This window comes from uncultured Jannaschia sp., from assembly GCF_947494025.1.
In the GTDB taxonomy this organism is placed as follows: Bacteria; Pseudomonadota; Alphaproteobacteria; order Rhodobacterales; family Rhodobacteraceae; genus Jannaschia.
In genome coordinates, this window is record NZ_CANLTQ010000002.1 from 461,961 (window position 1) to 479,767 (window position 17,807).

The window sequence follows — 17,807 nt, forward strand, 5'->3', positions numbered from 1 at the left end:
CCGGAGATGCGCGATGATCCTGTGCGCGGGCGAAGCCCTGATCGACATGCTGCCGCGCGAGACGGCCGACGGGCCGGGCTTCTATCCGGCCACCGGCGGCGCGGTGTTCAACACGGCGATCGCGCTCGGCCGGCTCGGCGCGCCGGTGGCGTTCCATTGCGGGCTGTCCTCGGACCTGTTCGGAGCCCGCCTCGCCGACGCCCTCGCGGCTTCGGGGGTGGAGAATCGCGCGGCGATCTCGGACCGTCCGACCACGCTCGCCTTCGTGACGCTGACCGACGGGCATGCCGAATACGCCTTCTACGACGAGGGCACGGCGGGGCGGATGCTGGCCCCCGCCGACGCGCCCGACATGAACGGGGTCGAGGCGCTGTTCCTCGGGGGCATCTCGCTGGCCGTGGAGCCTTGCGCGAAAGCCTACGAGGCGCTGGCGCTCGCGCACCGGGAACTGCCGATCATGATCGACCCGAACATCCGTCCGGGCTTCGCCCGCGACGAGGCGGCGTTCCGCGCCCGGCTCGACCAGCTCCTCGCCGTGGCCGACATCGTGAAGCTCTCGGACGAGGACATGCGCTGGCTCGGCATGGATGCGACGGAGGTGCTTGCGCGGGGGCCAAAGGTGCTCTGCCTGACCGAGGGCGAACGCGGCGTGCGCGCGATCACGACGGAGGGGGAGATCGCGGTGCCGGCCCGCCGGGTCGAGGTGGTGGATACGGTGGGCGCGGGCGACACGTTCAACGCGGGGTTCATGGCCGGGCTGCACGACGCCGGCGCGCTCGTCACCGGCACGCCGCCCGAGGCCGCGCTGCGCGCCGCGCTGGAGCTCGGCGTCGCCGCGGCGACCGTCACCGTGAGTCGTGCCGGCGCCAACCCGCCGCGGCGGGACGAGCTCGGGGCATGAAGGCCGTCGTCCAGCGCGTCGCGGAGGCCCGGGTCGAGATCGACGGCGAGGTCGTCGGCCGCTGTGGCCGGGGGCTCATGATCCTCGTCTGCGCGATGGGAGGCGACACGGAGGCGAACGCGGAGGCGCTTGCGGCGCGGATCGCGAAGCTGCGCGTGTTCCGCGACGACAGCGGGCGAATGAACCGCTCCATCCTGGACACGCAAGGCGCGGCGCTCGTCGTCAGCCAGTTCACGCTGGCCGCCGACACGTCGCGCGGCAATCGTCCGGGTTTCGCTGCCGCAGCGCCGCCGGAGACGGGCGAACGGCTTTACGAACACTTCGTCGCCGCGCTCCGGGCGGGGGGCGTGCCCGCCGAGACCGGCCGCTTCGGCGCGGATATGGCGGTGCATCTGATCAATGACGGGCCGGTGACGATCCCGTTGGAACGCTGATGGACGCGCCGCGCCTGCCGGCGTAGCAAGACGGCGTCCATACGAGGTCCGTCATGCCCGATACCGCCCTGCCCGATTCCTGGGATGCCCGCGCCAAGGCGTCCAGCTTCTTCGGTTTCACCGACCTCCCCTCGATCGAAGCGCGCGGCACGGTCGTGCTGACCCACGGCGAGGGGCCCTACGTCGTCGATACCGAGGGGCGGCGCTACCTCGACGCCAATTCCGGACTCTGGAACATGGTCGCGGGTTTCGACCACCCGGAACTGACCCGCGCGGCGCAGGAGCAGTATGCGCGTTTCCCCGGCTACCACGCCTTCTTCGGGCGGATGTCGGACCAGGCGGTGATGCTGTCGGAGCGGCTGGTCGAGGTTTCCCCCTTCGAGACTGGAAAGGTGTTCTACACCAATTCCGGGTCCGAGGCGAACGACACGATGGTCAAGATGCTGTGGTTCCTCCATGCCGCCGAGGGGCGGCCGCAAGCACGCAAGATCCTGACGCGCGGCAATGCCTATCACGGGGTCACGGTCGTCTCTGCCTCCATGACGGGAAAGCCCTACAACGCGGTCTTCGGCCTGCCCCTGCCCGGCTTCATCCACCTGACCTGCCCGCATCACTGGCGCGAGGGGCGGCCGGAGGAGAGCGAGGCCGACTTCCTCGCCCGACTCGTCGCCGAGCTCGAGGAGACGATCGCGCGCGAAGGGGCGGAGACCATCGCCGGCTTCTTCGCGGAACCGGTGCAGGGCGCAGGCGGAGTGATCCCGCCGGTCGAGGGCTATTTCGACGCGATGCTCCCGGTGCTGCGCCGCCACGGCATTCCGGTGATCGCGGACGAGGTGATTACCGGCTTCGGCCGCACGGGCGAGGTCTGGGGGTGCGAGAGCTACGGCTTCGTGCCGGACGCGATCATCTCATCGAAGGCGCTGACCGCGGGCTACTTCCCGATGGGTGCCGTGATCCTCGGTCCGGAACTGTCGGACCGGCTCGACCGGGCGGTGCGCGTCATCGAGGAGTTCCCGCACGGCTTCACCGCCTCGGGCCATCCGGTCGGCTGCGCCGTGGCGCTGGCGGCGATCGACCTCGTGCTGAACGGCGGACTGCTCGACAACGTGCGGCGCCTGATCCCCCGCTTCGAGGCCGGCCTTGCGAAGCTCGCGGCGCATGAACATATCGGCGAGTGGCGCGGTCGGGGCCTCATGGGCGCGCTCGAGGCGGTGCGCGACAAGGCGACGAAGGAGCCCTTCGGGAGTGAGCTGTCCGTGTCCGAGCAGATCGCGAACACCTGCACCGATCACGGCCTGATCTGTCGTCCGCTCGGTCAGTCCGTCGTGCTCTGCCCGCCCTTCGTGATGACCGACGCGCAGATGGACGAGATGTTCGACAAGCTCTCCACCTCGCTCGACGCAGTCTTCGCCGAGGTCGCCTGATCTGGGGCGCTACTTGTTGAGCTTGGAGAGCATCTCCTGCATCTCCGCAAGCTGCGCGCGGATCGCGTCGAGCTCCTCGCGCGGTTGCGGCTCGGCCGGTCCGGGTTCGGACGCCTCGGTCGAGCTGTCGGGCGGCGCGGTCCAGCCGCCGGCCATCGCCTTGAAGAACGCGGCCTGCTGATCGCGCATGGCCTTGAAGCCGGGCATCTGCCCCATCGGATTCATCACGCCCATGTTCTCGACCATCTTGGACTGGCCCGAGCGCAACATCTCGAAACTCATGGCGAGAAAGTCCGGCACGACGGATTGCGTTGTGCCCGTGTAGGAGCGCACGAGATCGGTCAGCACGTTCAGCGGCAGGACGCTCTCGCCCCGGGATTCGTGTTCGGCGATGATCTGCAGCAGATAGGATCGCGTGAGGTCGTCGCCGGACTTCAGGTCGACGATCTTGACCTCCCGTCCCGCGCGGATGAACCCGGCGATATCTTCCAGGGTGACGTAGTCGCTGGTCTCGGTGTTGTAGAGCCGACGGCTCGCATAGCGCTTGATCAAGAGCGGCTTGGTTTCGTCCAACATGTCCGGCCCCCATCGGTTGCAACGGATCAAACCGTAACGGGCATACGGGAAAGCGCAAACGAAAAGGGCGGAACACCCGTCCGGTGTTCCGCCCCCGATCGAAAGACGAAGCTGGCCTTACTTGGCGGGCGCCGGGGCCTTCTTGGTGGCCGTGGCCGCCTCGGAGGTGGCCTTCTTGACAGCGGCGGTGGCGTCTTCCTGCGCCTCCTTGCCGGCGGCCATCATCAGCTCGACCGTGTCCATCTGAACCTTTTTGGCGACCTCGGCGTAGGCGGCCATGTTCTCAGCGGCAACTTCGGCGGAAGCGGAGGCGAAGTCGGTCATCGCCTTGGCGTAATCCGAAGGGTCTTCCTTCAGCTCGGCCATCGGACCCATCTTCGAAAGCGTCTCACGGGTCCACTTATGGCCGATCTCGGCCGATTGCTCGGCGGCACCAAGCACGATCTTCGACATCCGCTCGCCAAAGGCGGCCTGCGTCTTGAAGGCTTCGGTCATGGCCGAGGTATCGACGGGGAACTGGCCCATCATGTCGGTCATGTACTTCGTGAAGTCTTGGCTCTTGGTCATCATGTCGGTCTCTCCGTCTCGTATGTCGGGGCCGGGCCGGGCAGACCCGACCATCGGGCCGGTTCCTCGGCGGCTGAGGAAGACATACATGCTGCAGCGCGGCAATTCAACCATTATTCTGCGTTGCAGCATATCGGATAGCCCGACGGGACGCGGGAACGGCCTTACAGGATTGAAAGAACCGGCGTCGCGGCGAAGCACCCGCCCTAGCTCGCCCTCGGCAACACGTAGCTGCCGGGCGCGGGCTCGATCGGGTCGTAGCCGTTGCCGCCCGGCGCCCGCGCCGCCACCTCTTCGCCGGATCGCGGGCGCAGCCACGTTTCCCATCGCGGCCACCACGACCCTTCGTTGAACGCGGCCGCCGCAAGCCAGTCCTCCGGGCTTTCCGCATCGGATCCGTTCACGTAATGCCCGTACTTCTTCTTGGAGGGCGGGTTCACGATGCCGGCGATATGCCCGGATTGCGACAGGATGAAGGTCTTGTTCTCCGAGCCCATCTTCTGAAGCGAGCGCCACGCGCCGGGCCAATGCGCGATGTGGTCGGTCTCGGCTGCGATGGCGCAGAGCGGAACGTCGATGTCGTCCAGCGTCAGCCCCTTCTGCTCCAGAAGGTCGAAGCCGGTCGTCGCGAGTTCGTTGCGGATACAGAGACGGCGCAGGTACTCGGTCACCATCGGGCCGGGCAGGTTCGTGCCGTCGCCGTTCCAATGCAGCAGGTCGAAGGCCGGCGGCGCCTCGCCCAGCATGTAGGACTTGATTGCCGGGCCGTAGACCAGATCGTTGGAGCGCAGGTAGCTGAATGTCCGTCCCATGAAGAACTTGTCGAGATAGCCCTTCGCCGCGCTTTCCCGTTCGATGCCGGAAACGAAGTCCTCGTCGAGAAACACCCCCATCTCTCCCGGATCCTCGAAATCGGCCAGCGTCGTGAAAAAGGTAGCGGACTTGACCGACCGGTCCCCCCGCCGGGCCAGAAGGGCAAGCGTGGCCGACAACGTCGTGCCCGCGATGCAGTAACCGACCGCGTTGACCTGCGACTCTCCGGTGATGGTCTTGACGGTCTCCATCGCCTCGAGGAATCCGCCCTCGACATAGTCGGACAGCGTCACGTCGGCATGCTCGTGCTCGGGATTGACCCAGCTCACGACGAAGAGCGTGTAGCCCTGATCGACGATCCACTTGATGAGGGAGTTCTGCGGTTTGAGGTCGAGGATGTAGAACTTGTTGATCCAGGGCGGGAACAGGACGATCGGCGTGGCGCGCACCTTTTCCGTCGTGGGCGCGTACTGGATCAGCTCGAAGAGCCGGTCGCGGTAGACGACGCTGCCTTCCGTCGTCGCGATGTTGCCGCCGACCTTGAAGGCGTCGGGATCCGACAGCGTGACCAGCCAGTCGCCCCGGTTGGCCTCGATGTCGCGCACGAGGTTCTCGAGCCCTTTCACAAGGCTCTCGCCCTCGGTCTCGACCGCGCGCTGCATCGCCTCCGGGTTGGTGGCAAGGAAGTTCGTCGGCGCGAACAGGTCGACGATCTGCTGGCTGAAGAACTCGACCCGTTTCTTGTCGGCCGCGTCCAGTCCGCCCAGCTCCCGCACCGTATCGCGGATGGCGGACGCGCTGATCTGGTACTGCTGCTTGAGGAAGTTGTAATAGGGGTGCTCCTGCCACAGCGGATTGGCGAAGCGCCGGTCCGTCGGCTGGTCGTCGGACGCGGGGACGGGTTTGCCGCTCGTCAGCGCGGTCTGCGCCTCGATCGCGTGCCGCAGCGCCTGACCCCAATAGCCGACCTGCCGCTCGATCAGCTTGCCGGGATTGTTCGCCATCTCCGTCCAGTAGGCCGCCATCGCCTTCGCGTAGAGCTCCGTCCCCGGTCCCGTGAGACCCGGATCGGATCGCCGCCGCGACGCGAGCGCGGTCACCAGACGCTTCGTCAGCCCGTCGATCCGCAAAAGGTTCTTGTTCAGCCGTTCCAGCGCGACGGCGCCCTCCCCGCCCGGATGGTCGCCATTACGCAACGTTTCGTTTCCATCGCCCGATCCGCTCGTCACTTGCTTTCCCCCCATCATGCTGCAACTGCTAGTATCTCCCCGGACGCAAGCATAGCCTATGCGGCCGGATAAGACAGGGCCTGCTGCGCCCCGTTCCCAAACCAACGAGGAGTTGCCTCATGCAGTTCATGGCCGCCTATGACATGATGGAAGCCGCCCGCAACGCGAATGCGTGGCTCGGCGCGACGGCGCGCACGATGGGCAGCTTTCCGGCAACGGCCCTTGTCCCGAACCCGGCCTTCCAGCTTCTGGCCGCTTGGGGCCAGGTGACGGAGCGCAGCTTTGCCCGCATGATCGCCAAGCCGGACTGGAATATCCCGCACCTTTCCTCGGCCGAGGGGCAAGACATGATCGTCGAGCCGAAGGTGGAGGTGAGCCGGCCGTTCGGGGACCTGCTGCGCTTCTCGGTGTCCGGGCGTCCGAAGATGGCCCGGCGCATCCTGCTCGTCGCGCCGATGTCGGGGCATTACGCAACGCTCCTGCGCTCCACCGTCGTCTCGCTCCTGCCCGATGCGGATGTCTGGGTGACGGACTGGCACAACGCGCGCGACATTCCTGTCTCCGCCGGCAAGTTCGACATCGAGGATTACACCCTCTACCTCGTCGACTTCATGAAACATCTCGGCGCCGATCTGAACGTGATTGCCGTCTGTCAACCCGCGCCGCTCACGCTGGCCGCGACGGCGCTTCTGGCCGAGCAGGAGCCGGAGGCGCAGCCGCGCACGCTCACCCTCATCGGCGGGCCGATCGACCCCGACGCGGCCGATACCGACGTCACCGATTTCGGCCGCCGCGTCACGATGGGGCAGCTGGAACATTCCATGATCCAGCAGGTCGGCTTCCAGCATGCAGGCGTGGGGCGGAAGGTTTATCCGGGGCTGCTGCAGCTCAGCTCCTTCATCTCGATGAATCTCGAGACGCATGCCCGCGCCATGCGCGACCAGATCATCGCGGTCGCCAACGGAACGGCCTCCGACCACGACCGGCACAACCGGTTCTACGACGAATACCTCGCGGTGATGGATATGACGGCGGAGTTCTACCTCTCGACCGTGGAGCGTATCTTCAAGGGGCTTGAGATCGCGCAGAACCGCTTCGTCGTGGACGGACACCGCGTCGATATCGGCAAGATCACCGACGTCGCCGTGAAAACGGTGGAAGGCGGCAAGGACGACATCTCCGCCCCCGGCCAGTGCGTCGCCGCCCTCGACCTGCTCACGGGTCTGCCGGACGAAAAGAAGGCCAGCCATCTGGAGCCGGATGCGGGCCATTACGGCATCTTCGCGGGCGGCTCCTGGCGCCGGAACATCCGCCCGCTCGTGCTCGACTTCATCGACGCGAACGCCGAGGGGCCGACGCCGGTGAGAAAGGGGAACTCCGCCCTCCGCTGCGTCGAGACGCAGGCGCCCGAAGGGGATGGCGAGCGCATCGCGGTCTGATGCCAGAACTGGGTTACGGCTGCGCTTGCGGAACGCTTCGCGGCACAGTCGCGGACGCGACGTCCGCCGGGTACAGCCACGTCCTGTGTCACTGTCTCGATTGCCGGTCGGCCTATACATGGCTCGGGCACGACGATCCCGGTGTGGTCGACATATTGCAGACGGCGCAGGACTGCATCCGCCTCACCGAGGGCCAGGATCGGCTACGCGCATTTCGACACACGCCGCGCGGCGCCCTGCGTTGGTACGCGACCTGCTGCAGCGTACCGCTTTTCGTGACGCCGCTGCGGCCGCGGCTCGTCCATGTCGGGATGAACGCCGACCGGCTGGACGACCCGGCGGCGATCGGTCCGGTCCGCGCCGAGGGGTTCATCCGCACGCGCGGCGGCAAGGTCCGGCACAAGGGCATCCTCCACATCGCGACCCGCCTCGGAGCGCGCGTGATCGGGCGCAACCTTTCGGGCGACTGGACGGACACGCCGTTCTTCGATGCGGCCGGAAATCCGATCCGCGAACCCGAAGTGCTGAGCCGGCGAGAGCGGGCCGACGCGCTCGCCGCGCTACGCGGCTGAACGTGGAAAGGGCGCCGCGAGGGCGCCCTTTCCGTACCCTCGCCTCGCCGGGTATCAGGCTTTTGCCTTGAAGCGCTGGATCTTGCCGCTGCGAAGCCGGCTCGAATAGGATTCGAGCTCTCGCTTCACGAGCTTCATCAGGAAGTAGAGCGCGAAGATATTCACCACCGCCATCGAGAAGATCATCGCGTCCGAGAAGTCGATCACCGGCCCGAGGCTCGCCGCCGCGCCGATCACCGTGAAGACGCAGAAGATCACCTTGAAGGTCAGCTCCGTTTTCCGGCCTTCCCCAAAGAGGTAGGTCCAGGCTTTCAACCCGTAATAGGACCACGAGATCATCGTGGAGAAGGCGAAAAGCACGACCGCGACTGCGAGGACGTAGGGAAACCACCAGATCGCCGTTCCGAAGGCCGCGGAGGTCAAGGCCACGCCCGACGTGTCGCCCACGGTCCGGATCGCGGTGCCCGCCTCGTCGAGCACGAAGCGCCCGGTCTCCGGATCGGTAATGAGCTGACCGGAAATCGTGATGACGAGCGCTGTCATCGTGCAGATCACGACCGTGTCGATCAGCGGCTCGAGCAGGGAGACGAAGCCTTCGGTGATGGGCTCGTTCGTGCGTACCGCGCTGTGCGCGATCGCCGCCGAGCCCACGCCCGCCTCGTTCGAGAAGGCCGCGCGCCGAAACCCCTGGATCAGCGCGCCGACGAGCCCGCCTGCGACCCCGAGCCCGGTGAAGGCCCCCGCGAAGATCTGTCCGAAGGCCGTCCCGATCATGTCGTAGTTCGCGATCAGCACGATCACGGCGGCGCCGACATAGAGAAGGCCCATGAACGGCACGATCTTCTCGGTCACGTGGGCGATGGACTTGATGCCACCGACGATGACCGCGAAGACCACCGCCGCGAAGACGAGCCCCGTGATGATCCCGGGATAATCGCCGACGATGCCCGCGATCTGCGCATGCGCCTGGTTGGCCTGGAACATGTTGCCGCCGCCGAGCGCCCCGAAGATGCAGAACACCGCGAAAAGGACCGCGAGGATGCGCCCACCCGGCAGGCCGAGCTCTTCGAAGCCCTTCTGCATGTAGTACATCGGACCGCCGGAAACGGTGCCGTCGGGGTATTCGTTACGGTACTTCACGCCGAGCGTGCATTCAGTGAATTTCGAGGCCATCCCGAGAAGGCCCGCGACGATCATCCAGAACGTCGCGCCGGGTCCGCCGATGCCGACCGCGACCGCGACCCCCGCAATGTTCCCCAAACCCACCGTGCCCGAGAGCGCCGTGGCAAGGGCCTGGAAGTGGCTGACCTCGCCCGCGTCGTTCGGATCCGAATAGTCGCCCTTCACCAGCGCGATGGCATGGCCGAAGAAGCGGAACTGCACGAAGCCGAAATAGAGGGTGAAGATCGTCGCCGCCACGACGAGCCACATGACGATCCAGGGAAAATCCGTCCCCGGGAACGGCATGAAGATGAAGCTGACGTATGGGCCGGTCACGTCGGCGAAGACCGCGTTCACGCGATCGTCGAGGCTCAGCGCCTCTTCCTGCGCGCGCGCAGCGCCGGCGAGCAGTGTCGCGGCACCGGTTGCGAGAAATGTCTGCGAATGTTTCATTCCGATCCCCTTCACGCGACGACGGTCACGGGCACCACGGCGCCCATGACGAGGTTGGAGGTCGAGGAGCCGAAGACGCGCCTCACGAAACCGCCCTCGGACATGCGCGCAACGATGATCTGCTCCGCGCCCTCCTCCCGGGCGATCCGGTTGAGCGTGTCGGCCACGTCGCCGTGGCGGACGATCCCGCGCGCCTTCAGACCCGAAGTCCGCAGCTTTGCGACGGCTGGATCGACGAGCCGCTCGGTCGCGGTCGCGATCTCCTCCTCGCGCCGGCGATGGCGCTGCGCGTTCTCCTCCGCGGTCTGGAAGGAATAGGGCGACCATTCGATCACGTAGATCACGAACAGCTCGCAATCGCCGATCAGGCCGGCGAGATGCTGGGCATGCGCCAGCGCCCTCTCGCCCGACGCTTGGCCATCGAGGCCCACGACAAGTTTGACAGTCATTCTCCGTCTCCTCGGCTGCGGCCGGATGCGCGGTCGTCGCCACGGGGCCGGCTCATCGGGTCAGTCGTTGGCGCTGCCCCCGCGGGAGCGTAGGAGAAACGTTAACGAAAAGCGCCTGTCATGGATGGTTCACACTGCATTCCGACGCAACGCGCGGCATATTTGCCCACCGGGTGCGCAATGTGCCTCCCTTTCGCGCATGTCCGTCATACCGGTCGGCGCCGGCTCAATGGCCGAGGATCTGGCTCAGGAACAGCCTGGTCCGCTCGTTCCGGGGGGATTTGAAGAATGCCTCCGGCTCGTTTTGCTCCACGATCTGCCCGTCATCCATGAAGATCACGCGGTTCGCCACCTGCCGTGCGAAGCCCATCTCATGCGTGACGCAGAGCATCGTCATCCCCTCCTCGGCAAGCTGGATCATGGTGTCCAGCACCTCCTTGATCATCTCGGGATCGAGCGCGGAGGTCGGCTCGTCGAAGAGCATGATGCGCGGCCGCATGCAGAGACTGCGGGCGATGGCCACCCGCTGCTGCTGCCCGCCGGAGAGCTGACCGGGATACTTGTTCGCCTGGTCCGGGATCTTCACTTTCTCGAGGAAATACATCGCCGTCTTCTCGGCCTCGCGCTTCGGGATCTTGCGGACCCAGATCGGCGCGAGCGTGCAGTTCTCGAGGATGGTCAGGTGCGGGAAGAGGTTGAAGTGCTGGAAGCACATTCCGACCTCGGACCGGATCTTGTCGATGTTCTTGAGGTCCGACGAGAGTGGCGTGCCGTCCACGACGATCGAGCCCCGCTGATGCTCCTCCAAGGCGTTGATGCAGCGGATCAGCGTCGACTTGCCGGAACCGGACGGGCCGCAGATCACGATCCGCTCCCCCCGGTGAACGGTCAGGTCGATATCGCGCAGGACATGGAACGTGCCGTACCACTTGTTCATGTTGCGGATCTCGATGGCGACCTCGTCGGAGATCTCCATCTGCGGCGTTGCCGTGTCCGTATCGGTCATGGCCATATGACCCTCCCTAGCGATGATCGGTTTGCAGCTGGCGCTCGAGCCACTGCGAATATTGCGAGATGCCGTAGCAGACGACGAAGAACATGAGGCAGGCCGCGGCCCAAAGCTCCCAGTAGATGCCGGCCCACGCGGTCGAGGCGAGGATCGGGCCACGGATCATGCCGACGAGGTCGAACATCGAGATCACCGAGACGAGCGTCGTGTCCTTGAACAGCCCGACCGCCACGTTGACGATGCCGGGGATCGAGATTTTGAGCGCCTGTGGCAGAATGATGAGACGCATGGCCTGCGCGTAGTCGAGGCCCAGACTGTCGGCGGCCTCGTATTGCCCTTTCGGCAGCGCGGCGAGCCCGCCCCGGATCACCTCGGCGATATAGGCGGAGGCGAAGAGCGTGATCATGATGATGACGCGGAGGATGAGGTCGAAGTTGGCGTCCGGCGGAAGGAAGAAGGCCAGAACCACGTTCGCCACGAACAACAGCGTGATCAGCGGCACGCCCCGGACGAACTCGATGAAAACGACGCAGAAGCCCTTCACGACCGGCAGGCTCGACTGCCGCCCGAGCGCGAGCAGGATCCCGATGGGCAACGATAGCGAGACGCAGACGATGCCGAGCACGAGGTTCAGCATGAAGCCCCCCATCGCACGGCTCACCACCGCTTCGAGCCGGAGGAAGCGGGAGAACTCGCCCGCGAGCAGTCCCCCGATCCACCAGACCGCGAGCGCGGTGACGACCCCGGCGGCAAGCCCGAGGACGAAGCCGCGTCGTTCGGTGAACGAAAAGGCGAGGTAGCCCGCGACGACGCCGAGAGCGGCGAAGAGCGGCGTGAGGATCGTGCCGCCCCAGATGAGCCAATAGGCGAGAAACGGATAGATTGCGGTCACAATCAATGTCCAGCGTGGCAGGAACATGACGAAGAGCGCGGGTGGCACGGCCACGAAAAGCAGGAAGAACGCGAGAACGGGACGCCAGCGCAGGTAGTCCGGATACTGGAACCCGAACAGGAGCTGCGGCCACCGTTCGCGGAGCACGGCAAAACAGCCGCCGCCGTTGCCTTGCAGGATCTCGCGACATTCCGCGAGGGAACTGCCCTGCCACGTCCCGTTGACGATCCAGGGAACGACACCCGAAAGCAGAACCCAGATCAGGTAAAGGGCGACGAGCGTCAGAATCGCATTGAACCAGGTCGCGAACAGGTTTTCCCGCATCCACCGGATCGCACCGGCCTCCTTGGCCGGCGGGGGCGCGGGCGGAATGACGCTTTCACGGACAAAGGCGACGGACTCGGCGTGGGTGTCGCTCATCTCAGCGCTCCTTCAGGGCGACGGACGCGTTGTATGCGTTCATGACGGCGGAGATGACGAGGCTGAAGACAAGGTAGAAGGCCATCAGCAGCAGGACGCATTCCAGCGCCCGGCCGGTCTGGTTCAGCGTGATGCCGCCCAGCGTGCCGGTCAGGTCCATGTAGCCGACAGCGATCGCCAGCGACGTGTTCTTGGTGATGTTCAGGTATTGCGAGATCAGAGGCGGGATGATGATCCGGAGCGCCTGCGGCAGGACGACGAGGGACATGACGCGGCCGGGCCTGAGGCCGAGGGCGGCGGCCGCCTCCGTCTGCCCGCGGCTGATGGCGAGAATGCCCGCGCGAACGTTCTCGGCGATGAAAGCGCCGGTATAGATCGATAGGGCGAACCAGAGGGCGATGAGCGAGTTCCGGGCCAAGATGCCGCCCTGGAAGTTGAACCCCCGCAACTCGGGCACCTCCCACCTGAGACCGAGGATCAGCAGCGTGAGGATGATGGGCACGAACCAGAGCCCGAGGTTGGTCCAGAACGTCGAGGGCCGCCGTCCGGTCGCGTTCTGCCGTTTCGTCGCCCAGGCATTCACGCCCCGTACCGCAAGGAACGAAGCGGCGAAGACGGCCAGAACGATCAGCCAGTTCGCAATGCTGGCCACCTCCTGGGCGACCGGGGCGCCGCCATCGGCCGGAACATCGTCGGGCACCGCGCCGATGCCGTTCGTAAAGTAGGGACGCGGCAGGTAGAAGCCGCGGTTCGTCAGCGCCGCTACCCCGAGGATCGGCGACGCCTCCGGATCGTCCCCGCGAAAGGCGCTCGGTTGGGGAAGCACGTTCGCCGAGATCGTGAAGATGATCAGGATCCAGATCAGGACGGGGATGTTGCGGAACATCTCTACGTAGAGCGCCATCAGCTTCCCGACGATCCAGTTGTTCGACAGGCGCAGCACGCCGGCGAAGACGCCGAAGACGGTAGCGGTTACACAGGCAAGAAACGCCACGATCAACGTGTTGATGGCGCCGATGAAGCTGGCGCGCAGATGCGACGACTGGCTGGTATAGGGAATCGGTTGCTGATTGATGTCGTAGCCGGCCGGATCGGCGAGGAAGCCGAAATCGATGCCCGCCTGTTGCAGCACCGGGTTGCGGATTGCGTTGCTCGCAAGCCAGCCGAAAAACACGAACAGGGCGATCAGCGCGATGGCCTGGAACGTATAGGACCTGTAGCGCTTGTCGCGAACGAGAAGGCTCAGCCTGAATCCGTCCGCATGCGGCGGATCACTCAGTGTCGTCATGTTCGTTCCCCGTGTTCCGCCGGCTTATCGGACGGGGCGCATTTCGGCCTTCTCGTCCGTCGGGCCGCGATGGACCCGATCATGCCAGTGGCAGATTGTTCTGGCAAAGGGGGCACGGCCATCCGCGCCCCCTCCCGTCTTGTCTTACCGGAACGGCGGCGCGTATTGCAGTCCGCCCTCGGTGTAGAGCGCGTTCAGACCCCGCTCCAGACCGACAGCGCTCTCCTCGCCGATATTGCGCGAAAAGATCTCGCCGTAGTTGCCGACCGCCGCGATCGCGTTTTCGGCCCAGCTGCTCTCGAGCCCGATCATCGCACCGAGCTCGCCCTCGGTGCCGAGTAGCCGGTTCACCTCGGGATTGTCGCCGGCCTCGGTCGCCATCTCTGCCACGTTGTCCTGGGTGACGCCGTATTGCTCGGCCGCGACGAGCGCGAAGTAGGTCCACCGGACGATGTCGCCCCACTCGCTGTCGCCGTGGCGCACAAGCGGTCCGAGCGGCTCCTTCGAGATCACTTCGGGCAGGAGCTTGTAATCGTCAGGCGACGGATAGGTCACGCGCACGGAGGCCAGCGCCGAGCGGTCGGTCGTGTAGACGTCGCAAGCACCGGCGAGGAACTGGGTCCGCGCTTCCGCCTCGTTCTCGATCGGGACCGGCTCATAGGACATGTTGTTGACGCGGAAGTAGTCCGCGAGGTTCAACTCGGTCGTGGTGCCGGTCTGGATGCAGATCGTGGCGCCGTCGAGTTCCTCGGCCGAGGACACGCCGAGCGCCGTCGGCACGATGAAGCCCTGGCCGTCGTAGTAGTTGATGGCGACGAAATCGAACTTCAGGTCGGTGTCGCGCGAAAAGGTCCAAGTCGTGTTCCGGGCCAGCAGGTCCACCTCGCCCGAGGCGAGCGCGGTGAAGCGGGTCTTGCCGGTCGTGGAAATGAAATTGACCGCGTTCGGATCGCCCAGCACGGCGGCGGCGACGGCCCGGCAGATCGCGACGTCGAAGCCCTGCCATTCGCCGTTCGCGTCCGGTGCGGCGAAGCCCGGAACGCCGGTATTGACGCCACAGTTCAACGACCCGCGGTCCTGTACGTCGTCGAGCGTCGCGGCGGACGCCCCGGCGGCGGCGAAGCCGGCGGCGGCCACGGTGCCGAGTAGGACGGATTTCTTCATGAATGTACCTCTTCCTGTTCAACCGTCCGCGCTCGCGGACGGGGCCGCACCCTTGGTGATATTCGGGTCGGCCCGTTTTCACGTGAGGATGCTTGATCCCCTCACTAACGGGAAAAAGGCCAGATGGGACCCGGAAGGTCAAGGGAGATACACAGGGCCATATCGCCGGACGCTGCGGAACTGTCTATTTTCGCGCTGTTACGACGCGCGCGTCGCGTCAGACGTCGTTCAGGAGTCCGAGATAGACCGCCGCCTGCAGAAACGCGGCCCGCCGGGCGGCAATGCGTTCGGCCTCTTCGGCGTCGAGGCCCCATTGTTCCGCCTGCCAATCCTCGTCGATCCGCGACGCCGCCCAGAGCCCTTCGACGTCCTGCCTGTCCATCGCCGCCAGACCGATCACGAGACTGCCGGACAGGGACACGAATTCCGACAACGCCGTGAGCTCCCAGTCCGAGAGCGCCGCGACCCGCCGCCGCAGCGCGTCGAGCGTGGCGTCCGGCTGTGACACGGGGACGACGCCTTCGGTCAGGACGAGGCGGGCTCCGAATTCAGTGGCGGCCCAGGCGAGGAGCGGGTCCCATGCCGCCGCTTGGCGGGCGGTCAGGCTGCCGGGGCCGGGCGCACGGTAGCAAAGAAGATCCGAGCCGCCATACTCCGACAGTCCGGTGACGACCTCGGCCCGCTGCGGGACGACCTTGTCGAGCGTGGCGTTGGCCGCGCGGGTCAGCGGCATGGACAGCGGGTCGATCCGCTCCTTCTGTGCGCGCCATTCGCTCGCGATTCCCTCGGCGAGCGCTGCGGAGGGGACGACGAGTTCGGTCTTCAACGGTGTGCGGACGGACCGGCCATCGAGGCGCACGGCGTGGCCCCGCGGGACCGCTTCCACCGTCGCGTCCGTCCAGAACCGTTTGGGGGACCATTCGCTCATGCCAGACGCGCCTCGATCGCCGCCGTCAGCGTCGCGAAGTCGCCGGCGACCGGGTCCGCGCCTGCCGCTCCGAGGGCGTCGGCGTCGTGGTAGCCCCAGGCCACGCCGATCATCCGCACACCCGCGGCGCCTGCCATCGCGGCGTCGAACGTCGTGTCGCCGATCATCAGCGCGCGGTCGGGCGCGGTTGCCGTCTCCATCAGGGCCTGCTCGATCATCGCGGGATGCGGCTTCGACGGGTGGTCGTCGGCGCATTGCAGCGTCGCGAACAGATCGCCCCAGCCCTTCGCCGCGATCAGCCGGTCGAGTCCGCGCCGCGACTTGCCCGTGGCAATGCCGAGCGTCAGGCCGAGGCCGCGGAGCCGTTCCAGACCTTCGACAACGCCGGGATAAAGCACCGTCTCGCCGTATTCCTCCGCCGTGGGTGCGTAGGCCGTACGGTAGCCCGCGACGATCTCCGCGCGCGTCGCCTCGTCGAGCTCGGGGGTCAGCCGCGCCACGAGGATCGGCAGGGACAAGCCCACGCCCCCCAGGATGTCGCGGCGGCCGGGGGCGGGACGGTCGACTGTCGCGAAGGCCCGCTCCATCGTCGTGACGATCACCGCCTGGCTGTCGACCAGCGTGCCGTCGACGTCGAAGATGACGAGCCCCTCAGGCAAGGTCGTCCTCCGCGAAGGGATCGACGGGCACGTCCGCCGCCGACCAGCCCAGCATGTCCCAGGTCCGCTGCATGTGCTCGGGCAGCGGTGCGGTCAGGTGCAGGCGCGCGCCGGTCATCGGGTGGGTCAACGTCAGGGAGCGCGCATGGAGGTGCAGCTTGCGGCTGATCTCGCCGCCGAAGGACGCGCCCCAGCCGTCGCCCATGTTTTCCTGCCCGGAGCCGCCGTACTTTCCGTCGCCGGCGATCGGATGCCCCATCTCGGCCATGTGCACGCGCAACTGGTGCGTACGCCCCGTGACGGGGACGAGCGCGACCCATGCGCCGCGGGAGCCGAGGTTCTCGAGCACGGCATAGTCGCTGACCGCGCGTTTCGCGCCGGGAATATCGTCCACCTCTTCGGGATGGACGGCCCGCATCTTCTCGCCCCCCTCTCCGCCGCCGCCGGCCTTGACGAGCCCGTAGCGGATCGTGCCCATCCGCGGCTGGGGCACGCCGGCCACGGCAGCCCAGTAGATCTTGCGGGTCTCACGGTCACGGAACGCCTCGGACAGCTGCGCGGCAGTCAGGCGATTGCGCGCCATGAGCATGATGCCCGACGTGTCCTTGTCGAGACGGTGCACGAGGCGCGGCTGCTCATCCGCGTCGAAGCGCAACGCGTCGCCCAGCCCGTCCACATGCCGCGTCTGTCCGGACCCGCCCTGCGAGGCGAGGCCCGGCGGCTTATTCAGCGCAATCAAATGGTCGTCGCGGTAGAGGACACAGGCGCGGATCATCTCCGCGTCGGCCTGCGCCACCTTTTCGCGGCGCGGCGCGGCGGGGGCGCGGTCCTCCGGCAAGGGCGGCACGCGGACCGCCTGCCCTTCGGCCACACGGGTATTCGCCTTCACCCGGCTGCCGTCGACACGAAGATCACCCTTGCGGCACATCTTCTCGACCTGCCCCTGCGTCACGTTCGGGAAGCGCCGGCGGAGCCAGCGGTCGAGACGCTGAGCCCCCTCGCCCGTCTCGACGGTTATCGTCTGCACCCCGCTCACGGAACCGCCCGGGCAATGGCGAGCGCGACGGCAAGCGCGAGCAGACTGAGACCCACCGACAGGACGACGTAAACCAGCGCCGCGCCGCTCTGGCCGCGCTCGATCAGGGTCAGCGTTTCCAGGGAGAAGGCCGAAAAGGTCGTGAAACCGCCGAGCACGCCGGTCAGAATGAAAGGCTGCAAGTCCGGCAGGCCCGCCCGTCCGAGCAGGACTGCGCCCAGCCCCATGGCAAAGCTGCCGGTGACGTTGATCGTCAGGACCGCGACGGGAAAGCCGTCGCGCAGGAGCGCTGTGCCGACGAGGTAGCGCAGCGACGCGCCGAGCGCGCCGCCGAGCGCGACGGAGATCAGGGGAAAGGTCATGGGCGCCCTGTCGATCCTGCGCGGCCCGGTG

General features: G+C 66.6%; 18 protein-coding genes. 5 read left to right on the forward strand and 13 right to left on the reverse strand.

What is annotated here, in order from left to right:
• The first annotated feature begins 13 nt into the window (after window positions 1–13).
• Genes Q1B08_RS05930 through Q1B08_RS05940 form a run of 3 tightly spaced genes read left to right on the forward strand, consistent with a single transcriptional unit; the run spans window position 14 to window position 2,759 of the window.
• Entirely contained in the window at window positions 14–901 is an 888-nt protein-coding gene (locus Q1B08_RS05930) for a carbohydrate kinase (protein WP_299816113.1), read from the forward strand.
• Window positions 898–1,335 (forward strand): D-aminoacyl-tRNA deacylase, encoded by a 438-nt coding sequence (gene dtd / locus Q1B08_RS05935; protein WP_299816115.1) that lies wholly within the window; start codon window positions 898–900, stop codon window positions 1,333–1,335. Before Q1B08_RS05930 ends, dtd begins: the two co-directional genes overlap by 4 nt.
• A 53-nt stretch (window positions 1,336–1,388) precedes the next feature.
• The gene (locus tag Q1B08_RS05940) at window positions 1,389–2,759 is read left to right on the forward strand and encodes an aminotransferase (RefSeq protein WP_299816117.1); all 1,371 of its coding nucleotides are present in this window, start codon (window positions 1,389–1,391) and stop codon (window positions 2,757–2,759) included.
• Between the two features lie 9 nt (window positions 2,760–2,768).
• Here Q1B08_RS05940 and phaR read toward each other — a convergent pair whose 3' ends face one another.
• From phaR to phaC, 3 genes are all read right to left on the reverse strand, one after another.
• Window positions 2,769–3,335 (reverse strand): polyhydroxyalkanoate synthesis repressor PhaR, encoded by a 567-nt coding sequence (gene phaR / locus Q1B08_RS05945; protein ID WP_299816119.1) that lies wholly within the window; start codon window positions 3,333–3,335, stop codon window positions 2,769–2,771.
• Between the two features lie 117 nt (window positions 3,336–3,452).
• On the reverse strand, window positions 3,453–3,902 hold the full coding sequence (locus Q1B08_RS05950; protein WP_299816367.1) for a Phasin: 450 nt from the start codon (window positions 3,900–3,902) through the stop codon (window positions 3,453–3,455).
• A gap of 206 nt (window positions 3,903–4,108) precedes the next feature.
• A complete protein-coding gene (gene phaC, locus Q1B08_RS05955) occupies window positions 4,109–5,911 on the reverse strand; it encodes a class I poly(R)-hydroxyalkanoic acid synthase (RefSeq protein WP_299816121.1) in 1,803 nt (600 codons plus the stop codon).
• A 152-nt stretch (window positions 5,912–6,063) separates the two neighbouring features.
• On the opposite strand from phaC, the gene phaZ reads away from it, so the two are divergent.
• A complete protein-coding gene (gene phaZ / locus Q1B08_RS05960; RefSeq protein WP_299816123.1) occupies window positions 6,064–7,383 on the forward strand; it encodes a polyhydroxyalkanoate depolymerase in 1,320 nt (439 codons plus the stop codon).
• Window positions 7,383–7,955, forward strand: coding sequence for a DUF6151 family protein (locus Q1B08_RS05965; protein WP_299816125.1), 573 nt, complete (start codon window positions 7,383–7,385; stop codon window positions 7,953–7,955). The genes phaZ and Q1B08_RS05965 overlap by 1 nt, the downstream gene beginning before the upstream one ends.
• A 54-nt stretch (window positions 7,956–8,009) precedes the next feature.
• Here the strand turns inward: Q1B08_RS05965 and Q1B08_RS05970 are convergent, their stop codons facing one another.
• From Q1B08_RS05970 to crcB, 10 genes are all read right to left on the reverse strand, one after another.
• Window positions 8,010–9,569: an alanine/glycine:cation symporter family protein gene (locus Q1B08_RS05970; RefSeq protein ID WP_299816127.1), complete on the reverse strand. Its 1,560-nt coding sequence runs from the start codon at window positions 9,567–9,569 to the stop codon at window positions 8,010–8,012.
• An 11-nt stretch (window positions 9,570–9,580) separates the two neighbouring features.
• A complete protein-coding gene (locus tag Q1B08_RS05975) occupies window positions 9,581–10,018 on the reverse strand; it encodes a universal stress protein (RefSeq protein WP_299816129.1) in 438 nt (145 codons plus the stop codon).
• Between the two features lie 226 nt (window positions 10,019–10,244).
• Window positions 10,245–11,030, reverse strand: coding sequence for an amino acid ABC transporter ATP-binding protein (locus Q1B08_RS05980; RefSeq protein WP_299816131.1), 786 nt, complete (start codon window positions 11,028–11,030; stop codon window positions 10,245–10,247).
• Window positions 11,031–11,040: 10 nt separating this feature from the next.
• Window positions 11,041–12,339, reverse strand: coding sequence for an amino acid ABC transporter permease (locus Q1B08_RS05985; RefSeq protein ID WP_299816133.1), 1,299 nt, complete (start codon window positions 12,337–12,339; stop codon window positions 11,041–11,043).
• A gap of 1 nt (window position 12,340) precedes the next feature.
• Window positions 12,341–13,627, reverse strand: coding sequence for an ABC transporter permease subunit (locus Q1B08_RS05990; RefSeq protein WP_299816135.1), 1,287 nt, complete (start codon window positions 13,625–13,627; stop codon window positions 12,341–12,343).
• Between the two features lie 144 nt (window positions 13,628–13,771).
• The gene (locus Q1B08_RS05995; protein WP_299816137.1) at window positions 13,772–14,791 is read right to left on the reverse strand and encodes an amino acid ABC transporter substrate-binding protein; all 1,020 of its coding nucleotides are present in this window, start codon (window positions 14,789–14,791) and stop codon (window positions 13,772–13,774) included.
• Between the two features lie 217 nt (window positions 14,792–15,008).
• Window positions 15,009–15,719: an ATP12 family protein gene (locus Q1B08_RS06000; RefSeq protein WP_299816139.1), complete on the reverse strand. Its 711-nt coding sequence runs from the start codon at window positions 15,717–15,719 to the stop codon at window positions 15,009–15,011.
• Window positions 15,716–16,378, reverse strand: coding sequence for an HAD-IA family hydrolase (locus tag Q1B08_RS06005; RefSeq protein WP_299816141.1), 663 nt, complete (start codon window positions 16,376–16,378; stop codon window positions 15,716–15,718). Before Q1B08_RS06005 ends, Q1B08_RS06000 begins: the two co-directional genes overlap by 4 nt.
• Window positions 16,371–17,414, reverse strand: a complete 1,044-nt coding sequence (locus tag Q1B08_RS06010) for an RluA family pseudouridine synthase (protein ID WP_299816143.1) — start codon at window positions 17,412–17,414, stop codon at window positions 16,371–16,373. The genes Q1B08_RS06005 and Q1B08_RS06010 overlap by 8 nt, the downstream gene beginning before the upstream one ends.
• The gene (crcB, locus tag Q1B08_RS06015; RefSeq protein ID WP_299816145.1) at window positions 17,411–17,776 is read right to left on the reverse strand and encodes a fluoride efflux transporter CrcB; all 366 of its coding nucleotides are present in this window, start codon (window positions 17,774–17,776) and stop codon (window positions 17,411–17,413) included. The genes Q1B08_RS06010 and crcB overlap by 4 nt, the downstream gene beginning before the upstream one ends.
• Between the last annotated feature and the right edge of the window lie 31 nt (window positions 17,777–17,807).